Here is a 17,318-nt window from a genome sequence, read left to right on the forward strand (position 1 = left end):
GGTCTCTTTCTTTTGAAGGACATTTCCGAGAGAATCCCCGACCGCTTGCGCCTCTCGATCTGTGCTTCTAATATCCCTTCGTCGCTGCACATCAGCGATCGGGTTTAGTAGCCCGCAGTGAGTTAAGGCGTAACACAACCGCGTTTCATCAGGCTTCGTCCCGATGCTATGGCGGCTGTGCGCTTGGCACCTTCGGGTGCGCCGGTTCTTAGCTCACCGGTCTACTAACTCGCGTACAGTCGCCGCCTTTCGTTTAGTAGCGAATTGGCAGCGACTTCATAGAAGGAGCTAAGCATGGTCAAAGTAACCCCCGATCCACCCAACAAACAGTCCAGCACTGCGCCGGTCTTCGACAAGGCTGTCGTCAAGCGTGCGATGGCGTGTTATCTGCCCACTTCCCGACCACCCAAAGAACCCCACGACAGCAAATTCGACTTCATCAGCCTCGAAGCAACGTTAGTGCATGCACTGGATTTTCTGCGTTGTGCAACGGCCACTGCCCACGAACTTGGCGATGAACTGGACGGCTCGCAGCGAGACCTGGCCTTCGCCTCCATGCACATGATGGAAATGGCCAAAGTCATGGTCGAGCGTTCGCTGGAGTGCGTGGAAGAGATCTGAAACATCACGTCAAAATGATCGTGTACAGGCCCGTTACCTGTACACGATTCAATCGCCTTACAGGCTTGTGCCAGAGCCTTTACCAAATCTTTATGCACAATTGGCGTATAAAAATTTGCGCGCGTGACCAGATATGTGCAATAGGCCTGATTGTGCCGCAAAGCACTGTTTTTGCGGGCATTGAGAAGTAGGGCGAGAAAAAATCAGGGGCTTGATTAACTGGCGCGCCAAGCTTTAACGCACTCATCCACATTTTCATCAACAGACTTATCCACAGGTTGCTCCTGTGTTTTGCCTCAGGTTTTTCGCGCCAGAATCAGCAGGTTGCGAGGGGTAAGCTGGCTGTCACAAAAAGCGCCAACGCTGACGCTATAACCCTGCTCCTGTATATACATCGCCCTGTCCAGCACCAGCCACATTTCCAGCGGGCGCCGAAACAGGTTTCGCAGCAGCTCCAGGTTGCGCACTTCGGCCAGTCGCTGCCAGCCAGCAGCTTCCAGATGCGCCCAGTCCTGTTTACCGGGGGCGGGTAAATGCTTGAGTCTGGCCAGGTGACCGCAGTAGTCAGCGTAAGGCTCATCCAGCCATGACGTCGGCAAAGAAGGCGTAGGCAAGTAGTCATCAACGCCACGCAGGCGGCGCTGCAGCAGGTCGAAGCCAAGGCGGCGAGCCATCGACGTGTCACGTTGGCGGCGTACGCGAGCGCCAGCTGTCACGGTTTCACTCAAGGGCAGGCCCAGTTCGTCTCGCGACAGCTTCAGCCCCGATGCCTTGCCATCGCGGGACAGCGGCTGATAGTGGTCTTGCTGTGTGCGGTTGTAGCAGCAGGGCGCAATTGCGATGTGTCGGCAGCCGGTCTGGCTGGCCAGCTCCATCAACTGGATGTGCAGGTCGCCGCAGGCGTGCAGCGCAACGGGGGTGTGATGCGGTTGCAGGCAGCGCCAGGCGTCGTCGGCCATCACATCTTGCTGCACATGCCGCGCCTCGATGCCTTGCCGGGCGCTGAGGGCCAGGCCTGCTTCGATCAGCGCCGGGTCTTGCTCCAGGCAGGTCAGGCTTTGGCCGCGCTGGGTCAGACGACGACCCAAATGGCCCTTGCCTGCGCACCAGTCCAGCCAGTGAGTCGCGGTATCACGCATGTCGAGGTGGCTGGCGAAGGCTTCGATCTGTTGCCATTTGCGTCCAGGCACATCGACGCTCATGCGTGTATCGACCGGTTCCAGCGGATAACCGGGCAACTCGGCGACGTGGCTCAGCGCGACCGCTTCGGCAGCCAGTTGCGAGAACGGAAAGGGTGCGTCGAGCTGTTCCGGGTGGTTGTGCGCGGCTTCTGCCTGATCCAGCGTGCGTTGCCGCAGCCAGTGCGCCAGCTCCGGGTATTTGCTTTCCCACGGCAGGCGCAGGTGTGTGAACGGCTTGGGCCGCCACAAGGCCTGATGCGCGAACAGGAAGCTGTCCAGCGCACTGAAGTGGCTGCCGAGGTGTTCATCCTGCAAGCATGGGTCTGATGGCATATCGATGGTTTCGCGTGACGAGGTGCTGGCTGGGTCAACGCCAGCACCTTTCATATCAGCGTCCCTGGGTCGCGTCTACGCGCAATAGCTTTTCCAGCAGGCGAAAGCCTTGCACCAGCACGAAGGTCATGACGAGGTAGAACATGCCGGCGGCGAAGAAGATCTCCACTGGCAAGTAGGTGCGGGCAATGATCGTGCGCGCCATGCCGGTCAGCTCCAGCAGCGTCACGGTGCTGGCCAGGGCGCTGGCCTTGAGCATCAGGATCACTTCGTTGCTGTAAGCGGGCAGGCCGATGCGTGCGGCCCGGGGTAGCACGATGTAGAACAGCGCCTTCCATTTCGACATGCCCAGCGCACGCGCAGCTTCGACTTCACCCACCGGCACGGCCTGAATCGCGCCGCGCAGGATCTCCGCGATGTAGGCGGCGGTGTGCAGGGTCATGGTGATCACGGCACACCAGAACGGGTCACGCAGATAAGGCCACAGCGGCCCTTGACGAACGACGTCGAACTGCGACAGGCCGTAATAGACCAGAAACAGTTGCACCAGCAATGGCGTGCCGCGGAAGAAAAAGATGTAGGCGTAGGGCAGTGCGCGCACCGGCCAAAGCCGGGACGCGCGAGCGATACCCAGCGGGATGGCAAGAATAAGCCCCGCAATAACGGCGATGGCCACCAGTTCCAGGGTCAGTGTCGCGCCCTGTGCCAGTCGCGGCAGCCACTTGATGATGACGTCCCAGTTCATGTCGCGCTCCTCAGAAAGCCGCGTCCGGCACGTTTTTCAAGGAAGTACATGCCGATCATGGCCAGTACGGTCAGGCCCAGGTACATAACGGCGGCGACCATATAGAACGTGAAGGCTTCCTTGGTGAAGCCGACGGCGATCTGCGCGTGTCGCATGATTTCTTCCAGGCCGATCACCGAGACCAGCGCGGTGTCTTTCATCAGGATCATGAACAGGTTGCCCAGGCCGGGCAGGGCGATGCGCCACATTTGCGGCAGCACCAGTTTGAAGAGGATGCGCGAGCGCGACATGCCCAGCGCCAGCCCGGCTTCGCGATGGCCTTTGGGAATGGCGAGAATCGCACCGCGAAACACTTCGGTGGCGTATGCGCCAAAGCACAGTCCAAGGGCGATTACCCCGGCGGCGAAGGCGCTCAGTGCCAGGTCGGGAATGCCCAGCAGCTCGCCCAGTGCGCGCATGCCGTTGACCGTGCCGAAGTAAATCAGCAACACCCAGAGCAGTTCGGGAATGCCGCGCACCAGTGTGGAGTAAGTGCCGCCCAGCCATTGCAGGGGCTTGTAGGGCGAGGTTTTGGCCAAGGCGCCAAGCAACCCGAGCATCAGACCGAGGCACAAGGCCGAGAGTGCAAGCTGGACAGTCATCAGCGCGCCAGCCGCAAGGGCCGGGCCGAATCCGTGGAGATCAATGTTCATGGGCAGGCTTTGTCAGGACCGGTCGCCGCGCTTCGGCTTGAAGCAGCGGCGACGCTGTCAGGTGAATCAGAGAATGCTGAAAGGGAAATACTTGTCGTTGATCTTTTTGTAGGTGCCGTCAGCGATGATTTCTTTCAGGGCAACGTTCAGGCGCTCGCGCAGCTCGTCATTGCCTTTGCGCACGGCGATGCCGATCTTGTCGTTGTTTTCGACGGGCTCGCCTTTGAACTCGAAGTTCTGACCGGCTTCGCTTTTCAGCCACTCGTAGCTGGCGTATTTGTCGGCCAGCATGGCGTCTACGCGACCGGACACCAGATCAAGGAACGCGTTGTTTTGAGTGTCGTAAAGCTTTGCGTCCATGATGCCAAGCTTGTCTTCCAGCCAGGTGCTGGCCAGTGTCGAGCGTTGTGCGCCAATTGACTTGCCGGCGACGCTTTCTTTGAGCTTGTCGATGGACGACACGTCAAAGGACGACGTTTTAGGTGCCACGAACTGCAGTTTGTTCGAGTAGTACGGGTTGGTGAAATCAACCACCTCCTTGCGCTCGTCGGTGATCGACAGCGACGAGATCAGGAAGTCGAACTTCTGCGCATTGAGGGCCGGGATGATGCCGTCCCAGTCGGACGTCACCACTTCACACTCGACTTTCATCTTGGCGCACAGCGCATCGCCGATCTCGCGATCAAAGCCGACGACTTGTCCGCTTGCGTCCTTGCTGTTGAAGGGCGGATAAGCGCCTTCAATGCCCATTTTCAGTTTTTCGGCGAAGGCACCGCTGCTGAAAGCCAGTGTGGCTGCCGCGATCATCAAGATCTTTTTATACATCTGCATGGGGTGTTGCTCCGTTAGCAGTGACTCGACATGAATTGTTTGCACCGTGCCGACAGCGGGTTTTCGAATACTTGCTGCGGTGTGCCCTGTTCTTCGACCATTCCCTGATGCAAAAACACCACTTCACTTGATACCTGACGTGCAAAATTCATTTCATGGGTCACCAGCAGCATGGTCCGGCCTTCTTCGGCCAGTGCGCGAATGACGTTGAGCACTTCCTGAACCATCTCCGGGTCGAGTGCCGAGGTTGGCTCGTCAAACAGAATAACCTTTGGCTGCATGGCCAGGGTACGTGCGATGGCGGCACGTTGCTGCTGGCCTCCGGACAGTTGAGCGGGATAGACGTGACGTTTGTCGGCGATCCCGACCTTCGCCAACAAGGCTTCTGCCACTTCAATGGCTTCGGCCTTGCTCTGGCCGAGGACGCGACGCGGGGCCTCGATGATGTTATCGAGCACGCTCATGTGCGGCCACAGGTTGAAGTTCTGGAACACAAAGCCGATCTGGCTGCGCAGACGGTTGATCTGCCGGTGATCGGCAGCCAGCAGCTCGCCATTGTGCGCGGCCTTGAGTTTCAGCTCTTCGCCGGCCACCAGAATCTGGCCCTGGTGCGGGTTCTCGAGCAGGTTGATGCAGCGCAGCAAGGTGGACTTGCCGGAGCCGGAGGAACCGAGGATCGAAATGACGTCGCCGTCGCGTGCCGTCAGCGAGATGCCTTTAAGCACCTCCAGCTGATCGTAACGCTTGTGCAGGTTGCGTATTTCCAGGGCGGGCGTGGCCTCGGCCATGTGGGGTCCTCGTTTAAGTGTGCGCGCCTGCTACTGGCGTGCGCCACGCTAGCACAGCGTTTAAAGGACAACCATCGGCGTCTTGCGTCCAGTATGGAGGCGCTCGACGGGGTGTCTCATCTTGGCAGCGGACGGTCGCAGGAAGGCAAGCATAATGCCCGGTAAAACAGGGGCGTGCGCGAAAAAGGCGCGATGTTGCCAGCTTTGGCCCGGTGTTGGAAGTAGCATTTGCTGAGCGGCGGCCTGATCGCTGCACCATGTTTGCGCCTGGTGAGGGGTTTGGGGCGTTTTTGGTGCGTACGTGTAGACGAATCTGAGGCGTTCGGTAACAAATCCTACAGACGGCATATAAAAGCCATCATCGCGCATGCCGCGCGGGTCAAGCCACAGGCCTCGTATTCCCTGATCGACGTCATCTTTGAAATATTTTGGCGTAATTCTTGCGTAAAATATAAAGAACGGCACCGTAGGTTTCTCTTTACGTAACGCTCCGGTGTGTCTCGCTCGTCTTGCACAGGTGGTTTTATGAGCAGTACCGCTAACTCTTCCGAGCTCGAACAAGGGCTGAAACCTCGACACATCACGATGCTGTCGATTGCTGGCGTGATTGGCGCCGGTTTGTTCGTCGGCTCCGGCCACGCGATTGCAGAGGCCGGGCCTGCCGTGCTGCTGGCGTATGCCGCAGCGGGTACGCTGGTGGTATTGGTCATGCGCATGCTGGCCGAAATGGCCGTGGCGTCACCGGATACCGGTTCGTTTTCGACCTATGCCGACCGTGCCATCGGGCACTGGGCCGGTTTTACCATCGGCTGGTTGTACTGGTGGTTCTGGGTGCTGGTGATCCCGCTGGAGGCAAACGCCGCCGCAACGATCCTGCATGCCTGGTTTCCGGACATTGCGATCTGGATGTTTACGCTGGTCATCACGCTGCTGCTGACCGCGACCAACCTGTTCAGTGTGAAGAACTACGGTGAGTTCGAGTTCTGGTTTGCGCTGATCAAGGTAGTGGCCATCATCGCGTTCGTGGTGCTGGGTGTGGCGGCGATCTTCGGCTTGCTGCCAACCAGCAATGTCAGTGGCGTCAGCCATCTGTTCGACACCGGCGGTTTCCTGCCCAATGGCATGGGGGCGGTGCTGGCGGCAATGCTGACGACCATGTTCTCGTTCATGGGCACTGAAATCGTGACCATCGCAGCGGCAGAGTCCAAGAACCCTGGCAAGCAGATCACCAAGGCCACCAATTCGGTGATCTGGCGGATCTTTCTGTTCTATCTGGTTTCGATCTTCATTGTGGTGTCGCTGGTGCCGTGGAACGATCCGCGCCTGGCCGAGGTGGGTTCGTACCAGACCGTGCTCGATGCGATGGGTATTCCGAACGCCAAGCTGATCGTGGACCTGGTGGTGTTGGTCGCCGTGACCAGTTGCCTCAACTCGGCGTTGTACACCGCTTCGCGCATGCTGTTTTCGCTGGGCAAGCGTGGCGATGCACCGGCGCTGTCCAAGCGCACCAGCAAGGGCGGCACGCCATATTGGGCGGTGATCATGTCGACTGCTGCAGCATTCCTGACGGTGTTCGCCAACTACATCGCACCGGCTGCCGTGTTTGATTTCCTGCTTGCCAGTTCCGGCGCCATCGCGCTGCTGGTGTACCTGGTGATCGCTGTTTCGCAGCTGCGGATGCGCCAGAAGCGTATTGCGGCGGGCGAGGCCATCGACTTCAAGATGTGGCTGTTCCCATGGCTGACTTGGGCGGCGATCGCGTTCATCGTTGCGGTGCTGACGATCATGCTGATTCAGGAAGATCACCGCATCGAAATCATCGCCACCGGCGTGCTCAGCCTGTTGGTGATCGGCGCCGGCCTGATCGTTTCGCACCGTCGCAAGACCGGGCGTGTAGGCGCTGCTGCGCTGGGTTGACCGAGTGCTTATCGTGCCGACGCTTTGCGTTGGCACGATCCCGGTCAGCGTGCAGCTTTAGTGTCTCTCTTCATCAGCAAGTCCGACGCCAGGGTGTAATCCTTCTGGAACGCAGGGCTTTCGATCCACTCGATAGCGGCGTCCTCGTCTTCATCGTGGTACATGGCGCGGTACACGATCAGCAAACCCATCATGAAGTCTGTGGCAGGGTCCTCATCCTCTTCGGAAACGACCAGGGCCAATACCGGGTATTGCAGGAAGACGACGCACAGCGCGAGCTGGCTGATGTTTTCGGCGGCCTTCATGGCCACGAACAGGTCGTCATAGTCGGCCGGGTCGAAGCCGTTCTCCACGATGTCGTTGAAGTCGAAGGTGTTGAGGTCCAGCTCGACGTCATCGAACGGCTGATTGACCTGCTCCGAGGCAAACACCGGGTGGACAAGGCTGTTTGCGGCCTTGCCCGAACGATTCTGCTTGGCCTTGATCTTGGCGCGTTTGGCACGTTTTTGCTGTTTGTCTGGCGAGGCCATGAGCGTTCCTTTGGCTGGCGATTAAGTGCAATGGCCGCTATTGAAACGCAGACGGGCTCGATAACCAAGGTGCCGGGCGCACGCAATGCAGCGCCCGGCCAATAAAAAACCCGCAAAGCGCGGGTTTTCGTCAGCTGGTTACCGGTGCGTCATCGTTTGCCCGGCTTTGCAAACGCTTCAGCTTCGTCCATGCGATTGGCAAACATGTTGACGGCCTCGACCGCATCGCTCGCGCCGTCACGGATCTGAACGATCACCTGTCCAGCCTGATCCGCCAGGGTCACGCCACGATTGGCGCCTTCCTGGGTAGCACTCATGCTGGCGACGGCTTCACGGGTTTCGGCGAGGATCTTGCCGATCATTTCAGCAATCTCGGTGGTCGAACCGCTGGTACGGCCCGCCAGTTGCCGGACTTCGTCGGCAACCACCGCAAACCCACGCCCCTGATCGCCTGCACGTGCAGCCTCAATGGCTGCGTTGAGCGCCAGCAGGTTGGTTTGATCGGCAATGCCACGGATGGTGTTGACGATGGCCGTAATCTGCTCAGAGCGGTCCCCCAGCTGGCTGACCAGCTTGGCGGATGCGCCGATGTTTTCGGCAATCTGACGCATTTCCCGGGCGGTTTCCTGAATGACCAGCGTTCCCTGTTCCGCCACTTTCTCGGTTTCTGCCGAGATATGGTAAGCGCGTGAAGCGCCGTGGGCGTCGGCCTCCTGCTTTTCAACCCGGTGAGTGATGTCGCTGGCGAATTTGACGATCTTGTAGAGCTTGCCGTCCACATCGAAAACCGGGTTGTACGTTGCTTCAAGCCAGACGACCCGACCATGTTTGCCTAGGCGCTTGAATTGATCACCGATGAACTCGCCCTGGTTCAGCTTGCGCCAGAAGTCGGAATACTCCGGGCTGTTGACCAGTGTCGGCTCACAAAACGATCGGTGGTGTTTGCCTTTGATTTCCGCGAGCGAATAACCCATGACGTGCAGGAAGTTGTTGTTGGCCGTGATCACGTTGCCGTTGGGCTCGAATTCGCAGATAGCCATCGCCCTGTCGACGGCGGCGAGCTTGCTGTTGGTTTCGTTCTCCAGCATGACGCGCGCGGTGACGTCCAGTGCGTACTTGACCACCTTGATCACTTTGCCCTGCGCATCGGACACCGGGTTGTAGCTGGCTTCAAGCCAGACGCTTTGCCCGTTCCTGTTGATGCGTTTGAACGTGCCGGAGATGAACTTGCCAGCCTTCAGGGACGCCCAGAGATCGGCATACTCGCGGCTGCGCAGCATTTCCGGCTCGCAGAAGTCGCGGTGTGTCTTGCTGGACAGCTCTTCCGCTCGGTAACCCATCGTGGCGAGAAATTTATCATTGGCGCGAAGGATCTTGCCGTCGAGGCCAAGCTCGACCACCGCCATTGATTTTTCCAGTGCGTTTGTCAGTCCTTTGAGTCCATCTACCTCGGCCTTCATGGCTGTCAGTTCAGCTTTGCTCTTGTTCCCGAACATAACCTGCCCCTTGGTGTACTTGTGGACTTGCGTGATCAGGGTATCGACACAAAAGGTTGCGACATTAATTTGTCAGTGCAGGTCGTAGAGAAAAAGACTGGACGGAATTCGGGCGTCAAAAAAACGTAGACCCGTTCGGGTGGAGTGTCTGAAGGGAAGTGCTTCTGTGATTGCTTGCCGAGTGATCGCTTCACTCCGGCATTTGCCAAACGTCAGACAAAGAAAAGCCCGCGATGGGGGAGCGGGCTTAAGGATTCACACTTGGGAGCAGCTCTACAATGCCGTGCCGCCTGTGAAAAGTTTGTGAAGAGTTTTCACTGTTTTCACTTTTTTTCCGGCTGAATGGTGTTGGTCACTTCGGAGGTCGGCACGAAGGTTTTCGACTCTTCAGCCGCCGCTTCCTTGGACGCCGCTTTGTCCTTGGCCGCTTCGGTGTTCTCTTTGGCAGCCTCGTTCACCTTGTCCTGAGCAGACTCCATCTTCTCTTGGGATTTTTCCTGGTGAGCCTGAGCATCCTGTGCTTTCTGCTCAGACTTGCTGTCGCAGGCAGCCAGACCGAGGGTGGCAGCGATGATGAGGGCAGAGGCAGTAAACTTGAGCACGTAATGTTCCTTGTGAAAGCAAATGTATGGCTTCGAGGGCGGGCGGGGAAAATTAGTTCAATGGGATGGGGGTGCTCACAGCGCCAGCTGGTCCGCCCTGATGTCGAAGGCCGCCGCGATTTTTTCGCGTGTGGCCTTACGAGGCCTCGTGGCATTTTCTTGCTGCGCGTAAGCCGGCTGGCTGATGCCCATGCGCTCGGCGACCTGTTCTTGGGTGAGGCCCAGATATTCACGCCATGCCTTGATGGGAGAGGCACCGTCGACCATGCGGCTGACCACTTCGTGGGGGATCAGGTCACTTTCAGCATTATTCGTGGCAATGTATTGCGCATAGGGAATTACCACGAAGGCCGGCTTTCCGTCGGGACCGTTGATTATCTGAACGTCAGTAGGTGCGCTCATTACGTTTTTTTACCTCTTGAATGCTGACAATCCTGACTGATCCATCCCAATCGAATAGTACACGGTAGGTGCCTACTCGCAGCCGATACCCGTACTGGTTGTGGGTCAGGGCTTTGACATTAATGACGTCCGGCATGGTTTCAAGCAGGGTAACTGCATCGCGAACCTGGGCCTGATGCTGACTATGTAGCTTCAAGAGCTGCTTGACGGCTTTTCGAGTCCAGCTGACGGAGTTTATAGGCAAAATATAGGTCTTTTATAAGCTTTTTCAAATATTTGCTTATGTTTGGTCCGGAGGCAATCGTTTCTCCTTGTCTTGATGTTTCCGTAGGTGAAGCTGCTTCGTGACGTCGCCCGGATTTTCATTAATGGACGCTATGCGCTTTGCCCGGTCGCCCAGCGCTGCGCAACAATGTGATGATGTTGGCATCATCATCAATAAGCGAACCTGCGGTTCAATTATGGAAGCCGTAAGGAAAATCATCGCCTTGGTTGGACAGCAGCACCGTTGTGTAAAAGAGCCGGTCGACTTGGGCGACCGTACCCATGACAGCGGATGTAATCGCGATTTTATCCGGCATGAGCAAGCTCGGAGAACTGGCATCGAAGCCATCCGGCTGGCGCTGATCGAAGGCGAGTCGAGCGGGGAGTCTCGCCCATTCAATGTCGATCAGTTCAAGCAGAGAGCGTTGAAAGCGAAGGGCTGGGTATCGGCTTGCACCTGCTGCATGAGCGGATGAATGAGCCTTCTTATATCTGACAGCGACTGACTTGCTGGTTTGTAAAGCGAGTCATTACTCACGCGCGCGCCAAAGAAAACCCAGACAACAAAAAGCCCGCACGGGGCGGGCTTCTTGTGTGCTTTCGGGTGTGCTTGGCATCACCTGAAAACGAAAGGTGGTGCCCAGAGACGGAATCGAACCGCCGACACGGGGATTTTCAATCCCCTGCTCTACCGACTGAGCTATCTGGGCAACGGGGCGCATTAGACTTGTTTTTCAGGAGGTCGTCAAGCGTGTTTTTTTAAAAATTTGAATTATTACCGACGCTTACGACCTTCACTGCGTGGAACGCTTTATTTTTCGGGGGGAACGTAGCCTTCGGCTTGGGCGTATTCTTCGCCTGAGAGGAACTTGTCCATCTCGGTCTGAAGGAATTTGCGATCGTCGGCGTTCATCATGTTCAGGCGGCGCTCGTTGATCAGCAGGGTCTGGTGTTTCTGCCAGTCGGCCCAGGCTTTCTGCGAGACGTGGTTGAAGATGTCTTCGCCCTTGGCGCCAGGATACGGGGCGCGTTCCAGGCCGGGCAGTTCTTCTTTGTATTTGCGGCACATTACGGTACGGGTCATGACGACTCTCCTGCGTTCAATACGTCGGCTGCGCGTTTGAGCAGCTTTTTCACCGGGGCAGCGAGGCCCAGGCGTGGCGGGGTGGCGAGGTTATACCAGAGCCAGTCGGCCTCGGCCACGTGATGGGCCGACTCCTGGACGTTGATCAGCCAGGGTTCGATGCTCAACTGGAAATGGCTGAAGGTGTGGATCAGCTCCGGCAGTTCGTGGTGTTCGCCCAGTTCCAGCGCGTGCTGCGCGGCCAGGTGTTGCAGCTCAGCGAAGTCATCTAGTTCCGGCAGGCTCCACAGACCGCCCCACAAGCCGCTGGAAGGACGGCGATAAAGCAGAATCGCGCCGTCGCCGTTGGCAAGCATCGGCATGAGAGTGCGTTTCTGCGGTACGGTCTTGCGCGGTTTGGGGATCGGGTAGCGGGTTTCCAGGCCGAGCATGTGCGCCTCGCAACTGCGCTCCAGCGGGCAAAGCAGGCAGCTGGGTTTGCTGCGGGTGCAGAGCGTGGCACCGAGGTCCATCATCGCCTGGGTGTAGTTGTTGACCCGGCTGTGCGGCGTAAAGCGCTCAGCGGTGGCCCACAGCTGTTTGGCGACCTTGGGTTCGCCGGGGTAGCCCTCTTGCGCCGTGAAGCGCGCCAGAACACGTTTGACGTTGCCGTCGAGAATCGGCGCGCGAATGCCCATGCTCAGGCTGGCAATAGCGCCAGCCGTGGACAGGCCGATGCCCGGCAGCAGAATCAGTTGTTCAACGTCGCGGGGAAACTCGCCGTCGTGATCGGCAACCACGATTTTGGCGGTCTTCTGCAGGTTACGGGCGCGGGTGTAATAACCCAGCCCGGTCCACAGGTGCAGCACTTCGTCTTCGGGGGCTTCAGCCAGCGCCTGCACGGTCGGCAAGGCTTCCATGAAGCGGTCGAAATAATTCAGGACGGTGCTGACCTGTGTTTGCTGAAGCATGATTTCCGATACCCAGACCCGATAAGGCGTGATGCCTTGTTGCCAAGGCAGGTCATGCCGGCCATGACGGTCGTACCAGTCCAGCACGGCGCTGGAGAATTGTTCGGGTTGCATGCCGGGTGGCTCTCGTCGTCGGGGTGTGAAAAGGGTTTTGCCGGTGCGGTGGAGCGCCTGGGCTGACGCTCCGCCGTCGTTCATTGCGTTAGCGTTTGAACAGTCCCTTGAGCGCGTCCTTGAGTTCCGGGCTGACCTTGTCGCCCAGTTTCTCGTTCAGCTTGTCTTCAAGCTTTTCGCTGATCCGGTCGCCTGCCAGTTTTGCAGCGATCTGGCCGACGCCTTCCTTGTCCAGGCGGCACGCCTTGGCACCCAGTTCCAGCGGTCCACGGCACTGCACCGGCCATTCGATGCCGACGTAGCGCTCGTTGATCTCGCAGGCCGGGTCAGGCATGTCACTCTTGTCGCCTTCGACGATGATGCCGACGCGGTAGTTCATGCCCAGCACGCGCAAGTCCACATCGCCATTGCCGTTGACGGTCATGCCGGGAATCCGGACCTTGAGGTCAGGGTTGCTGGCCACGCCGTTACGCACCACCAGGTTGCCATTGAGCTGCTGGAAGGGCGTGTCCTTGGCGCGCGGTTCGCCGGTCAGCGGCTTGCGGTTCAGGGTCGAGATGCCCTTGCACAGTTGCTGTTCCAGGTTGGCATTGACCAGCACGCCGTTATTGAGGGCAAAGCTGGCGGTGCCGTTGAGGCTGTCGATAAGGGCTTTTTCGCTGTTGCCCTTGCCGGTGAGGTCGCTGCTCAGCGTCAGCAGGCCCCGTACCGGCGGCGTCTGGCCTTGGCTTTCCAGAACGCGCTCGACCGGCACCTTGGCCATGCGCGTCTGCACGCTCGCCACCGGAATGTCCGGGCGTGCATCCAGATTGCCTTTGACCTCGAAGTCGCCGTTGTAGAGGTTGCCGCTCAACGTATCAAGCTTGATCAGGCCACCGCTGGCCTGGGTCTTGAACGCCGCGTTGTCGATGAGCAGTTTGTTCAGGGTCAGTTTGCCGAAGCTCAGGTCAGCCTCGACATCCAGCGTGCGCAAGCGCTCCAGCGGCAGCAGCTTCGCCGTGCTCCAGGCCGCCTTGGTCGGTTGCTCCGGCAGCGGCGAGTCGCCCGCAACGGCGGCGGCTTCGCCCGATTGAACTTCGGATTTGCGGGCGGCCTTGGCGCCTTTGCTTTCCTCGCTTTCGGCCGGACGATAACGGTCGGCATCGAACGTGTCGCCCTTGAGCTGGACGCGCAGCGCCTGTCGGGCGAAGTCGTCCACGGCGATGCGGCCTGTGAAGTTGCTGTCGTCGACTTTCAGGTTGAGGTTTTCCAGCGCAAGGCTGGTGGGCGTGCCGGCAAGGCGGGTAACCATTTCAACCTTGCTGAGTGCGCCCTCGGTCATGGCCGGAAGGGGCCGGCCGATGCTTTCGAGGAACGTGCGCAGATCAAGCTGGGCGATGGACAGGCCGCCGCTGATCTGTGGGGTTTTGTCCAGGTCGCGGGCGCGCAGTTCGCCCAGCGCACGCAACTGGTTGGCCGAGATTTTGAGGCTGTTCCATTCGGCAATGTTCGCGGCAAGGTCTACCAGCAACTGGCCCTGGGCCGAGAAGGTAACGGTCTTGCCCTGCAACGGTTCGCCTGCGACTTCGCCGGACAGGCGCATGTCTTCGAATTGATAACGCTTGAGCACGCGGTCCATGCGCAGTTGGCCGACCAGTTCGGTCTTGGTGCGCACAACGGGCTGGTTGGTGCTGAGGAACGCCGTGAGTTTGATCGGGATGTCGGACGCTTCGCGAATCGGGCCGGTGCTCAACTGGATACTCTCGGCCGTGAACGTGCGACCTTTTCTGGCGTCGCTGTAGTCCACACGTGCGTTGTTGACCGTCAGGCTGTCGATGTCCAGCCTGATCGGCTGGGCAGGGCGATCCGCTTTAGGTGCGTCCGGTGCCGGCGCGGGTGTCGATTCGCCGGGCGTGTCGTTGGAAGCCGCTGCCGGCTTGCCGATGTCTTCCCAGTTGCCATGACCGTTTTCATCGCGGTGCAGCGTCAGGTTCAGGCCTTCGACACGGATGTCGCTCATCTGCACCTGGCGGCGAAGCAGCGGCAGAACACGCACGGACAGGCCCAGCATCTGCACATCGGCAAACGGCTGATCGGGGGCGGTCAGGGTCGCAACGTGGGCGTCGTTCAATTCCAGGCCGAGCCACGGGAACAGGCTCCATCCGATATCGCCATTGAGCGTCAGCTCGACGTTGGCCTTGTCGCGTGCCAGCTGTCGAATCTCGTCTTTATAGTCGTTGGGATCAAACAGGTGGGTCAGGGCGAAGCCGAGAGCCACGATGATCAGCAACAGCCCGAGAATAAACAGCCCCAGGATTTTGCCGAACGCTTTCATGGGCGAGTCCTTGTGTCGATGTTCAAAAATTAGCCCGGGAGTATACCGCCCCGGCGAGCATCCCGGGCCGTGGATGCCGTTATTGCACCTCGAGGACGGGTTCGAAACGATCACGTGCCTTCGGGGCGTACCGACGGTGAGCGGCTCGACACACCACGATATATCTTTTGGGGGTGTGGCGTGAGTCAGGCAGATCAGGAAGTTAGTGGCCTAACTAACGACTGAATACATTTTCTGTACCGCTTAATTGAGTGCATCTATGGGGTAATAGACAGCGTGGATTAACGTGTTGAAAGTGATAATAAAAAGGATGTAAGAAGATGCTTATTTGCCATCAGAGAGTGATAGTCTCCGTTTTTGTTGGGTCGGGTGCGTCTTTTTGTCACGTATCTGAATAACCTGCCGATAAAACAGACATGGCCGCACGTCATGGAGTCTGTGGCGGACCAGCGGACCATCTGCGAGCTTCACACATTGGGGTAATTATAATGAGCACAAGTACAGCCTTGGGCGGCGAAGCCGTTCAGCCTGCGTTCTTGTCCAAAGAGCGCATTATCGCCAAGCCCGGTTTCAACCGCTGGCTTGTTCCACCTGCCGCATTGGCAATCCATCTTTGCATCGGTATGGCCTATGGCTTTTCGGTGTTCTGGTTGCCACTGTCCAAAGCAGTCGGTGTTACCACGCCTGTTGCTTGCACACCGGACATGGGGTTCTTCGCACAGATGTTCGCGTCGACCTGTGACTGGCAGATCTCCATGCTGGGCTGGATCTACACGCTGTTCTTCATCTTCCTGGGTTGCTCGGCTGCCATCTGGGGTGGCTGGCTGGAACACGCAGGTCCACGCAAGGCCGGTGTTGTTTCGGCACTGTGCTGGTGTGGTGGTCTGCTGATTTCCGCGTTGGGTATCTACACGCACCAGATCTGGCTGATGTGGCTAGGGTCGGGTGTGATCGGTGGTATTGGTCTGGGGTTGGGCTACATCTCCCCGGTGTCGACCCTGATCAAGTGGTTCCCGGACAAGCGCGGTATGGCTACCGGTATGGCGATCATGGGCTTTGGCGGTGGCGCGATGGTGGGCGCTCCTCTGGCCACTGCGCTGATGGGCCACTTTGCATCGGCTGAAAGTGTTGGCGTCTGGCAGAGCTTCGTCGTGATGGCGGTGATCTACTTCGTCTTCATGATCGGTGGCGCTCTGGGCTACCGCGTTCCGCCTACCGGCTGGAAACCTGAAGGCTGGACCGCTCCGGCGGCCAAGGCCAAGAACTCGATGATCACCAACCGTCACGTGCATGTCAGCGTGGCCTGGAAGACGCCGCAGTTCCGTCTGGTCTGGCTGGTGCTGTGCCTGAACGTTTCGGCCGGTATCGGCATCCTGGGCATGGCTTCGCCGCTGCTGCAGGAAGTGTTCGCCGGTAAATTGCTGGGTAACGATCTGACGTTCGGCCAGCTTAATGCTGATCAGTTGAAAGCCATTGCTGCGATTGCTGCGGGCTTCACGGGTCTGTTGAGCCTGTTCAACATCGGTGGTCGATTCTTCTGGGCTTCGTGCTCGGATTACATCGGTCGCAAGGCGACGTACTTCGTGTTCTTCGCGCTGGGCTTCCTGCTTTACGCGTCGGTTCCGACACTGGGTCACATGGGCAGCATTGCGTTGTTCGTTGCGGCGTTCTGTGTGGTGCTGTCAATGTACGGTGGTGGTTTCGCGACGGTTCCGGCGTATCTGGCTGACCTGTTCGGTACGCAGATGGTCGGTGCGATCCACGGTCGTTTGCTGACCGCATGGGCAGCAGCAGGTGTGCTGGGTCCGGTACTGGTCAACTACCTGCGCGAGTACCAACTCAGCCACGGTGTTGCGCGTGCCGATGCGTATGACATCACGCTGTACATCCTGTCGGGTCTGCTGGTGCTGGGCTTTATCTGCAACCTGCTGATTCGTCCGGTGGCCGACAAGTACTTCATGACGGACGCCGAACTGGCCGCTGAACAAGCCATCGGTCACGACAAGGGCGCCAATGCCACCACTTCGCTGGAGTGGAAAGCATCCGACAGCAGCAAGCCGCTGGTCATCGCCGCCTGGCTGGCCGTTGGCATCCCGCTGGCGTGGGGCGTCTGGGTCACCCTGCAAAAGACCGCAGTGCTGTTTCACTAAAAGCCTGTAGGTCACAAGAAAGCGCTTGCACCTCGGTGCCGGCGCTTTTTTTTGCCCGCAGACTTCTCGTGCGGCACGCTCTAGCGTTGGTATGTCTTTCATGATGCTGGAGGGCCTGTGGGCGCGAGCCGGGCGACGCTTCGCTTGCTCGCGAAGAAGTCAGTACAGCTTTTCCAGGAACTGTGGCGTTTGAACCATTGCTTTCGCGAGCAAGCTCGCTCCTACAGCGTCAACACTTTGCCGTTGAGTGAGTCTGATTGGCTCGACGCACTGCCCGTTTCCCTTCAGACGCTGCTACATTAGT

At 58.6% G+C, this 17,318-nt stretch carries 18 protein-coding genes, 1 tRNA gene and 1 pseudogene; 4 read left to right on the forward strand and 16 right to left on the reverse strand.

Going from position 1 to position 17,318, the window contains the following annotated elements:
* Positions 1-294 precede the first annotated feature (294 nt).
* The gene (locus BW686_RS19320; RefSeq protein WP_084919113.1) at positions 295-621 is read left to right on the forward strand and encodes a DUF6124 family protein; all 327 of its coding nucleotides are present in this window, start codon (positions 295-297) and stop codon (positions 619-621) included.
* Positions 622-917: 296 nt separating this feature from the next.
* Here BW686_RS19320 and BW686_RS19325 read toward each other — a convergent pair whose 3' ends face one another.
* The 6 genes from BW686_RS19325 to BW686_RS19350 form a co-directional block, all read right to left on the reverse strand.
* On the reverse strand, positions 918-2,189 hold the full coding sequence (locus BW686_RS19325; RefSeq protein ID WP_084919114.1) for a methyltransferase: 1,272 nt from the start codon (positions 2,187-2,189) through the stop codon (positions 918-920).
* Position 2,190: 1 nt separating this feature from the next.
* Positions 2,191-2,880 (reverse strand): ABC transporter permease, encoded by a 690-nt coding sequence (locus tag BW686_RS19330; protein ID WP_084919115.1) that lies wholly within the window; start codon positions 2,878-2,880, stop codon positions 2,191-2,193.
* A complete protein-coding gene (locus BW686_RS19335; protein ID WP_084919116.1) occupies positions 2,877-3,572 on the reverse strand; it encodes an ABC transporter permease in 696 nt (231 codons plus the stop codon). The genes BW686_RS19330 and BW686_RS19335 overlap by 4 nt, the downstream gene beginning before the upstream one ends.
* Positions 3,573-3,638: 66 nt before the next feature.
* Entirely contained in the window at positions 3,639-4,403 is a 765-nt protein-coding gene (locus tag BW686_RS19340; protein WP_084919117.1) for an ABC transporter substrate-binding protein, read from the reverse strand.
* A 14-nt stretch (positions 4,404-4,417) separates the two neighbouring features.
* Entirely contained in the window at positions 4,418-5,191 is a 774-nt protein-coding gene (locus tag BW686_RS19345) for an ABC transporter ATP-binding protein (protein ID WP_084919118.1), read from the reverse strand.
* 60 nt (positions 5,192-5,251) lie between these two features.
* Entirely contained in the window at positions 5,252-5,656 is a 405-nt protein-coding gene (locus BW686_RS19350; RefSeq protein ID WP_256898923.1) for a hypothetical protein, read from the reverse strand.
* Positions 5,657-5,716: 60 nt separating this feature from the next.
* Between BW686_RS19350 and gabP the strand changes: the two genes are divergently transcribed.
* Positions 5,717-7,108, forward strand: a complete 1,392-nt coding sequence (gene gabP / locus BW686_RS19360; RefSeq protein ID WP_084919120.1) for a GABA permease — start codon at positions 5,717-5,719, stop codon at positions 7,106-7,108.
* A 44-nt stretch (positions 7,109-7,152) separates the two neighbouring features.
* Here gabP and BW686_RS19365 read toward each other — a convergent pair whose 3' ends face one another.
* The 6 genes and pseudogenes from BW686_RS19365 to BW686_RS19385 form a co-directional block, all read right to left on the reverse strand.
* Positions 7,153-7,638: a hypothetical protein gene (locus BW686_RS19365; protein WP_084919121.1), complete on the reverse strand. Its 486-nt coding sequence runs from the start codon at positions 7,636-7,638 to the stop codon at positions 7,153-7,155.
* 149 nt (positions 7,639-7,787) lie between these two features.
* Positions 7,788-8,294, reverse strand: a complete 507-nt coding sequence (locus BW686_RS27585) for a methyl-accepting chemotaxis protein (protein WP_373271041.1) — start codon at positions 8,292-8,294, stop codon at positions 7,788-7,790.
* Positions 8,295-8,357: 63 nt separating this feature from the next.
* A pseudogene (locus BW686_RS27590) lies at positions 8,358-9,134 on the reverse strand (PAS domain-containing protein); the annotation flags it as partial.
* A 323-nt stretch (positions 9,135-9,457) separates the two neighbouring features.
* Entirely contained in the window at positions 9,458-9,736 is a 279-nt protein-coding gene (locus tag BW686_RS19375) for a hypothetical protein (protein WP_004655093.1), read from the reverse strand.
* Between the two features lie 75 nt (positions 9,737-9,811).
* On the reverse strand, positions 9,812-10,138 hold the full coding sequence (locus BW686_RS19380) for a helix-turn-helix domain-containing protein (protein ID WP_084919123.1): 327 nt from the start codon (positions 10,136-10,138) through the stop codon (positions 9,812-9,814).
* The gene (locus BW686_RS19385; RefSeq protein WP_084919177.1) at positions 10,122-10,376 is read right to left on the reverse strand and encodes a type II toxin-antitoxin system RelE family toxin; all 255 of its coding nucleotides are present in this window, start codon (positions 10,374-10,376) and stop codon (positions 10,122-10,124) included. The genes BW686_RS19380 and BW686_RS19385 overlap by 17 nt, the downstream gene beginning before the upstream one ends.
* 130 nt (positions 10,377-10,506) lie before the next feature.
* Between BW686_RS19385 and BW686_RS19390 the strand changes: the two genes are divergently transcribed.
* Positions 10,507-10,878, forward strand: coding sequence for a ribbon-helix-helix domain-containing protein (locus BW686_RS19390; RefSeq protein WP_256898925.1), 372 nt, complete (start codon positions 10,507-10,509; stop codon positions 10,876-10,878).
* A 158-nt stretch (positions 10,879-11,036) separates the two neighbouring features.
* On the opposite strand, the gene BW686_RS19395 is transcribed toward BW686_RS19390, so the two are convergent.
* From BW686_RS19395 to BW686_RS19410, 4 genes are all read right to left on the reverse strand, one after another.
* A tRNA-Phe gene (locus tag BW686_RS19395) sits at positions 11,037-11,112 on the reverse strand.
* A 101-nt stretch (positions 11,113-11,213) separates the two neighbouring features.
* The gene (locus BW686_RS19400; RefSeq protein WP_084919124.1) at positions 11,214-11,486 is read right to left on the reverse strand and encodes an oxidative damage protection protein; all 273 of its coding nucleotides are present in this window, start codon (positions 11,484-11,486) and stop codon (positions 11,214-11,216) included.
* A complete protein-coding gene (gene mutY / locus BW686_RS19405; RefSeq protein WP_084919125.1) occupies positions 11,483-12,550 on the reverse strand; it encodes an A/G-specific adenine glycosylase in 1,068 nt (355 codons plus the stop codon). Before mutY ends, BW686_RS19400 begins: the two co-directional genes overlap by 4 nt.
* A gap of 88 nt (positions 12,551-12,638) precedes the next feature.
* Positions 12,639-14,864, reverse strand: a complete 2,226-nt coding sequence (locus BW686_RS19410; RefSeq protein ID WP_084919126.1) for an AsmA family protein — start codon at positions 14,862-14,864, stop codon at positions 12,639-12,641.
* Positions 14,865-15,352: 488 nt separating this feature from the next.
* Here BW686_RS19410 and BW686_RS19415 point away from each other — a divergent pair, with 488 nt between their 5' ends.
* Entirely contained in the window at positions 15,353-17,014 is a 1,662-nt protein-coding gene (locus BW686_RS19415) for an OFA family MFS transporter (RefSeq protein ID WP_084919127.1), read from the forward strand.
* Positions 17,015-17,318 lie beyond the last annotated feature (304 nt).

It is taken from the genome of Pseudomonas syringae (genome assembly GCF_002157375.1).
Lineage (GTDB): Bacteria > Pseudomonadota > Gammaproteobacteria > Pseudomonadales > Pseudomonadaceae > Aquipseudomonas > Aquipseudomonas syringae_T.

Excerpts from the sequence above, each read along its gene's own strand:
- BW686_RS19365 (WP_084919121.1), bottom strand. The coding sequence starts at position 7,638 with ATGGCCTCGCCAGACAAACAGCAAAAACGTGCCAAACGCGCCAAGATC.
- BW686_RS19415 (WP_084919127.1), top strand. The coding sequence starts at position 15,353 with ATGAGCACAAGTACAGCCTTGGGCGGCGAAGCCGTTCAGCCTGCGTTC.
- BW686_RS19380 (WP_084919123.1), bottom strand. The coding sequence starts at position 10,138 with ATGAGCGCACCTACTGACGTTCAGATAATCAACGGTCCCGACGGAAAG.
- BW686_RS19345 (WP_084919118.1), bottom strand. The coding sequence starts at position 5,191 with ATGGCCGAGGCCACGCCCGCCCTGGAAATACGCAACCTGCACAAGCGT.
- BW686_RS19330 (WP_084919115.1), bottom strand. The coding sequence starts at position 2,880 with ATGAACTGGGACGTCATCATCAAGTGGCTGCCGCGACTGGCACAGGGC.
- BW686_RS19390 (WP_256898925.1), top strand. The coding sequence starts at position 10,507 with ATGGACGCTATGCGCTTTGCCCGGTCGCCCAGCGCTGCGCAACAATGT.
- BW686_RS19400 (WP_084919124.1), bottom strand. The coding sequence starts at position 11,486 with ATGACCCGTACCGTAATGTGCCGCAAATACAAAGAAGAACTGCCCGGC.
- mutY (WP_084919125.1), bottom strand. The coding sequence starts at position 12,550 with ATGCAACCCGAACAATTCTCCAGCGCCGTGCTGGACTGGTACGACCGT.
- gabP (WP_084919120.1), top strand. The coding sequence starts at position 5,717 with ATGAGCAGTACCGCTAACTCTTCCGAGCTCGAACAAGGGCTGAAACCT.
- BW686_RS19335 (WP_084919116.1), bottom strand. The coding sequence starts at position 3,572 with ATGAACATTGATCTCCACGGATTCGGCCCGGCCCTTGCGGCTGGCGCG.
- BW686_RS19320 (WP_084919113.1), top strand. The coding sequence starts at position 295 with ATGGTCAAAGTAACCCCCGATCCACCCAACAAACAGTCCAGCACTGCG.
- BW686_RS19340 (WP_084919117.1), bottom strand. The coding sequence starts at position 4,403 with ATGCAGATGTATAAAAAGATCTTGATGATCGCGGCAGCCACACTGGCT.
- BW686_RS19410 (WP_084919126.1), bottom strand. The coding sequence starts at position 14,864 with ATGAAAGCGTTCGGCAAAATCCTGGGGCTGTTTATTCTCGGGCTGTTG.
- BW686_RS19325 (WP_084919114.1), bottom strand. The coding sequence starts at position 2,189 with ATGAAAGGTGCTGGCGTTGACCCAGCCAGCACCTCGTCACGCGAAACC.